This is a genomic window from Phaeovulum sp., assembly GCF_041596715.1.
In the GTDB taxonomy this organism is placed as follows: Bacteria; Pseudomonadota; Alphaproteobacteria; order Rhodobacterales; family Rhodobacteraceae; genus UBA6213.
Genome location: NZ_JBFHIA010000217.1, coordinates 1 through 5,163, shown reverse-complemented (window position 1 = coordinate 5,163; position 5,163 = coordinate 1). Strand labels below are relative to the sequence as shown.

Annotated in this window: 5 protein-coding genes; 3 read left to right on the top strand and 2 right to left on the bottom strand. The window is 64.9% G+C overall.

All coding sequences use genetic code 11. From position 1 onward, the window contains the following. Nucleotides 1-124: 124 nt before the first annotated feature. Entirely contained in the window at nucleotides 125-586 is a 462-nt protein-coding gene (locus tag ABY403_RS13120) for an Lrp/AsnC family transcriptional regulator (protein ID WP_372841278.1), read from the bottom strand. Between the two features lie 122 nt (nucleotides 587-708). On the opposite strand from ABY403_RS13120, the gene ABY403_RS13115 reads away from it, so the two are divergent. After that, nucleotides 709-2,148: an aminotransferase class V-fold PLP-dependent enzyme gene (locus ABY403_RS13115; RefSeq protein ID WP_372841277.1), complete on the top strand. Its 1,440-nt coding sequence runs from the start codon at nucleotides 709-711 to the stop codon at nucleotides 2,146-2,148. Nucleotides 2,149-2,153: 5 nt separating this feature from the next. On the opposite strand, the gene ABY403_RS13110 is transcribed toward ABY403_RS13115, so the two are convergent. Continuing rightward, nucleotides 2,154-2,870: a DUF3108 domain-containing protein gene (locus tag ABY403_RS13110; protein ID WP_372841276.1), complete on the bottom strand. Its 717-nt coding sequence runs from the start codon at nucleotides 2,868-2,870 to the stop codon at nucleotides 2,154-2,156. Nucleotides 2,871-3,029: 159 nt separating this feature from the next. Between ABY403_RS13110 and meaB the strand changes: the two genes are divergently transcribed. After that, a complete protein-coding gene (gene meaB / locus ABY403_RS13105) occupies nucleotides 3,030-4,004 on the top strand; it encodes a methylmalonyl Co-A mutase-associated GTPase MeaB (RefSeq protein ID WP_372841275.1) in 975 nt (324 codons plus the stop codon). 137 nt (nucleotides 4,005-4,141) lie between these two features. After that, on the top strand, nucleotides 4,142-5,163 hold a 1,022-nt coding region (locus ABY403_RS13100; RefSeq protein ID WP_372841273.1), incomplete at its 3' end, for a GTP-binding protein.

Sequence of the window (5,163 nt, the reverse complement as noted above, 5' to 3'; positions counted from 1 at the left end):
GGCGGGGTTTCGGCGGTGCTGCCGGTCGATCTGGTCATCCCCGGCTGCCCGCCCAGCCCCAAGGCGCTGCTGACCGGGCTTCTGTCACTGCTGGACGCGGCAGAGGGCAAACGCGCCTGAAACCTCAGCGCGGCCCGGGCGCAGGCAAAGGCCGCCCTTCCAGTATCGTTTCCATCGAGAAAAAGCCCGTCACCTTTTCCAGATCAACGCTGGCGATCAGGGTCTGATAAACGCGGTCATAGCCCGACATGCCGGTGGTGACGATTTTCAGCAGATAGTCCCAGTCGCCGCCGATCCGATGCAACTCCACGATCTCGGGAATGGCCTCGACTCGCTGGCGAAAATTGCGCGCCCATTCGGCGTTGTGGTGGCGTGTGCGCACCATCATGAACACGGTCAGATCCAGCCCCAGCGCCTTTGCCGCGATTCGTGCGGTGGTGCCCCGTAGCACACCGCTTTCGTTCAACCGCTGCACCCTGCGCCAGCAGGCGTTTTGCGAAAGCCCCACCTGCTCGGCCAGCGCGCGTTGCGACAGCGAACCGTCGCGTTGCAACGCGGCGATGATCTGTTGGTCAAAATGGTCCATTTTCGCCTCTTAACTGCGCAGGTGAACGAATATACCTGCTTATAACGGTGCAAAAGCAAGAGCAATTGGGCAAAACATAGGTCAAACTACATGCAACTTCCAGCATGCCGAAAGCCCACGCAATGACCGATGCTTCCTCTTTCTTTCCCCGTTTCCGCGCCAACCTTGGGGCGGGCGATATTCGCGCCGTGCTACACGAGGCCGAAATTGGCCGCGATCTGGGGTTTCAGGGGCCTTTCGGGCCGCAAAAACTGCTTTATGCCGATTACGTGGCCTCGGGCCGGGCGCTGATGCCGATTGAACTGACGATGCTGACCGAAGTATTGCCGATCTACGCCAACAGCCATACCGAAGCCTCGTATTGCGGCGCGCGTATCACAGCACTGCGCGGCGCGGCGCGGGCGCGGGTGGCCGAACTTTGTGGTGCCGGGCCGGAACACGCAGTCATCTTTGCGGGCTCGGGGGCTACTGCGGGGCTCAATCGGCTGGTGCATCTGTTGGGCGTGCAGCAGGCGGTCGAAGCGGGGCAAGAGGTTACGGTGCTAACCGGCCCTTACGAACACCACTCCAACATCCTGCCCTGGCGCGAAAGCGGCGCGCGCGTGGTCGAGATCGCCGAGGCCGAAACCGGCGGCCCCTGTATGGCAGAGCTTGACGCCGCCTTGGCCGAGGCACACGGGCTGGTGATCGGTGCCTTTTCGGCGGCTTCCAACGTCAGCGGCATCCTGACCGACGTGGCAGCCGTCACCCGCCGCCTCAAGGCAGCAGGCGCGCTTGCGATCTGGGACTATGCGGGCGGCGGCCCCTATTTGCCGATCTCGATGCAGCCCGCGCCGGGGGTCGAAATCGACGCCATAGCGCTTTCGCCGCACAAGTTCGTCGGCGGCCCCGGCGCATCCGGCTTGCTGTTGATCCGCCGCGACGCGGTGCGCGCCAGCCGCCCCACCTTTCCCGGCGGCGGCACAGTGCGCTTTGTCTCGCCCGAGGCGCATGACTACCTTTCCGACGTGGTTGACCGTGAAGAGGCAGGCACGCCCGGAATACTCGGCGATATCCGCGCAGCGCTGGTGCTTGAGGTGAAAGACGCAGTCGGGCAATCCGTCATCGACGCGCGCAACCGCGAACTGGCAGCACGCGGCATCAAGGCCTTTGCCGACACGCCCCGGTTGCGGCTACTGGGCCGCACCGATTGCGCGCGCTTGCCGATCTTTTCCTTCATGCTGTCCGATGGCGCGGGTGGCTATCTGCACCCGCAACTGGCCACCCGGCTGCTCAGCGACGGTTTCGGCGTTCAGGCGCGCGGCGGCTGTGCCTGCGCCGGGCCTTACGGGCACCGCCTGCTTGGCATCGACGCTGCCACCTCGCGCCGCCTGCGCGAAGCGATTTTGGCGGGTGACGAGGTTGACAAGCCCGGCTTTGTGCGCGTGAACCTGAGCTTCCTGATGGGTGAAGACGATGTCGCGCGCGTGCTCGATGCGCTGGCCGCGCTGCCTTCATTTGCAGATCAGCACAAGGGCCGCTACGCGTGGCAAGCCGAGGCTGGGGTGTTCGAACCGGCCTGAACGCCCTAGCGGCGGCGCAAAGAGCCTACGCCAAAGGTCGTGTCGGTTTCGATCAGATTGACTCGCATCCTGCCATCTCCGACCGGCACATAGTAAAGCCGGAAGGGAAAGGCCACCTTGTCGGCCATCTCGTTCTCGCTAAAGCCCGCCAGGCGGCGGTATTCGCCCGCGCAGACGATACCGTCATCCGCAACCACCGGCTTGCTCAGCGTGATCTGCGAGCGGCGCTTGCCGTCGAACATCTGCACCTCCAGCGTGCAGGCCTCGGCGACGGGCACATCGCGCAGGGTCGCGTAAAGCGCGGTCAGCGGGTCCACCGTGCCGCCCTGTGTTTCGGGCTTCACGTCGGTTTGCTGCGGCTCGCGCGGCGGGTTGTAAACCTTAACCTGTGGCACGCCGGCGCGGTATTCCATCGTCGATTCCGAAACCCGCTTTCCGGTATCGGCCACCTCTGAATAGTAGCTTGGCGTGTAGCGGCCATTCTTGGTCGTGCCTTCGGACTCGGCCACGTATTTCACCTTGCGCACCAGCCGGATCAGCCCTGCGCTTTCAAGCGTGCCATTGGCGCTGTAATGTGTGCCCTCAACGGTTCCGGTCAGCGTCAAGCGCCCGGCGCGGATGCCTTTAAGCACGACATCGAAAACGATCAGATCGGTCTGTTCCACTGCGGGTGCCGCCCCCGGCACGATAGCCAGCATCCCCGCCAAAAGCGCGGCGCTCACGCCGCTCCGGCACCTGCTAAACGCATTCATGCGTTTCGACCTCACCTTTATGCCGCGAAATCGGCGCTGACACTGGACATACACGCCCCAAAGCGGGCATGAAACCCCCGAGCCCGTCAACTGTTATGACGGTTTCGTCAAGCTGACGAGGAGCGCCGGATGCAGCATCCAGACCCTGCAAAAACCGTGCTGGCGGGCGACCGCCGCGCCCTTGCTCGTGCCATCACCTTGATAGAAAGTGGGCGCGCCGATCACCGGGCAGAGGCGACCAAGCTGCTGGAAGTGCTTGCAAAATCTGGGCGGCAGGCGCTGCGCATCGGGCTTTCCGGCACCCCCGGCGTCGGCAAATCGACCTTCATCGAGGCCTTCGGGCTGATGCTGACGGGGCAGGGCCTGCGCGTCGCGGTGCTGGCGGTTGACCCTTCCTCGGCGCGCTCGGGCGGCTCGATCCTCGGCGATAAGACGCGCATGGAACGCCTTGCCCGCGACCCCCTTGCCTTCATCCGCCCCTCGCCCAGTCAGGCGCAACTGGGCGGCGTCGCGCGCCGCTCGCGCGAGGCGGTGGCGCTGTGCGAGGCGGCAGGCTTTGATGTGGTGCTGATCGAAACCGTGGGCGTCGGCCAGTCTGAAACGCTGGTGGCGGAAATGACCGACCTCTTCGTGTTGCTGCTCGCGCCCGGTGGTGGTGACGAATTGCAGGGTGTCAAACGCGGCATCATGGAAATCGCCGATCTGATATTGGTCAACAAGGCCGATGGCGACCTGCGCCCCGCCGCCCTGCGCACGCTGGCCGATTACGCAGGCGCCCTGCGCCTGCTGCGCCGCCGCCCACAAGACCCCGAGGGCTTTCCCAAGGCGCTGGCGGTTTCAGCGCTGGCAGCGCAAGGCCTAGCCGCCGCTTGGGCCGAAATGCAAGCGCTTGCCACATGGCGGCGCGACCACGGCCATTTCACCGCCCGCCGCGCCGAACAGGCCCGCGCTTGGTTCGAGGCCGAGGTCCGCGCAGGGCTCCTCGCCCGCCTGACCGATGACCCCGCCGCCCGCGCCGCCCTCGCCCACCTAGGCGACGCCGTAGCCGAGGGCCGCGCAACCCCTGCGGCGGCGGCGGCAGAGATGCTGGCAAAACTGGAATAGCGCGGGCAAAAGCGAACCGTCCGCTCTACCGTATGCCATCATAGGCTAATTCCCCCGCCGCACCCGCAAACCGGGCCGCGCCCCGCGCCCACGATACCCCCTTCCGCGCTCCCCCGTGCCGCGCTATATGCCGCGCCATGACCCAGCTAGATCGCATCCGCAATTTCTCCATCGTGGCCCATATCGACCACGGCAAATCCACGCTCGCTGACCGGCTGATCCAGTCGACCGGCACCGTGGCCGACCGCGATATGAAGGCGCAGATCCTCGACAGCATGGATATCGAGCGCGAGCGCGGTATCACCATCAAGGCACAGACCGTGCGGCTGGAATACAAGGCGCGCGACGGGCACACCTATACGCTCAACCTGATCGACACCCCCGGCCACGTTGACTTTGCCTACGAAGTGTCCCGCTCCATGCGCGCCGTTGAAGGCTCGCTTCTGGTGGTCGATGCAAGCCAAGGCGTCGAGGCGCAAACCCTTGCCAACGTCTATCACGCGCTGGATGCAGGCCACGAAATCGTGCCCGTGCTGAACAAGATCGACCTGCCCGCGGCCGAGCCTGAACGGGTCAAGCAGCAGATCGAGGATGTGATCGGGCTTGATGCCCACGACGCGGTGCTCATTTCCGCCAAATCCGGCCTCGGCATCCCCGACGTGCTGGAGGCGATCGTCACGCGCTTGCCCGCCCCCAAGGGCGACGCCACAGCCCCGCTCAAGGCGATGCTGGTGGACAGCTGGTATGACAGCTACCTTGGCGTCGTGGTGATGATCCGCGTCATGGATGGCTCGGTGAAAAAGGGCGACCGCATCAAGATGATGCAAACCGGCGCCGTTTACGGCATCGATCGGCTCGCCGTGCTGCGCCCGCAGATGGTCGAGATCGGTGAACTCGGCCCGGGCGAGATCGGCGTTTTCACCGCCAGCATCAAACAGGTGCGCGATACGCGGGTGGGCGACACCATTACCCATGAACGCCGCCCCTGCGCAACGGCGCTGGCGGGCTTCAAACCCTCGCAACCCGTGGTGTTCTGCGGCCTTTTCCCGGTGGACGCTGCCGATTTCGAACCGCTGCGCGACGCGATCGAAAAGCTCACGCTGAACGACGCCTCCTTTACTTCCGAGATGGAAACCTCTGCCGCCCTTGGCTTTGGCTT